Raw genomic sequence first — 547 nt, 5'->3', positions numbered from 1 at the left:
ACCACGCCCGCCAGGTCATCACCCCCCGCCACCCGGTTGAGTGGACCCAGCGGGTCGACCACGAGACCTACGCCCGGAACTACCTCGATTTCGCCATCGGGAAGATCCTCGACCACCGGGGCAACTCGGCGAGCCGGTCGGTGGACAAACTCAGCGAACTCGCCTGGCTCCTCGGCCGCGACAACATCGTGGCGGCGATGGACCACGCCGGCTACCCGATGTACGGGGCGCCCCAGGTCAAGGCTTTCGCCGACGGGTTCGGCTGGCCGTTCCTCGACGGCGACGACGGGCTGGCCCTGGCCCGGATGGCCGACGGTCAGCAGTGCGACCCGCAGGGCTGCGAACGGGGCTGCGCCGACTGACCACGACCTGGCCACCGGCCCAGCTCCCGACCCTCGACGTGCCCGCGTAGACAGCCGGCACGTCAGCGATCCCGCGCCCCACACCAATTCGACTTGATCGATTGGGCGGTGGGGCGTTCCATCGTCGGCGCAGACACCGCCCGCGCGGCGTCGACACCGACCAGCACGCACCGGCGGCGACCCAC

1 protein-coding gene is annotated in these 547 nt (G+C 70.9%); it reads left to right on the top strand.

Features of this window, described 5'->3' with window-relative positions; all coding sequences use genetic code 11:
* Positions 1 to 362 (top strand): hypothetical protein (locus ACLQ24_RS30145; RefSeq protein ID WP_425895122.1); only part of this gene is annotated, 362 nt, incomplete at its 5' end.
* Positions 363 to 547: the final 185 nt, after the last annotated feature.

This window comes from Micromonospora sp. DT4 (assembly GCF_049841675.1).
Taxonomy (GTDB): domain Bacteria; phylum Actinomycetota; class Actinomycetes; order Mycobacteriales; family Micromonosporaceae; genus Micromonospora.
Note: the sequence above shows the minus strand (reverse complement) of the source record. Positions and strands in the feature narration are given on the sequence as shown.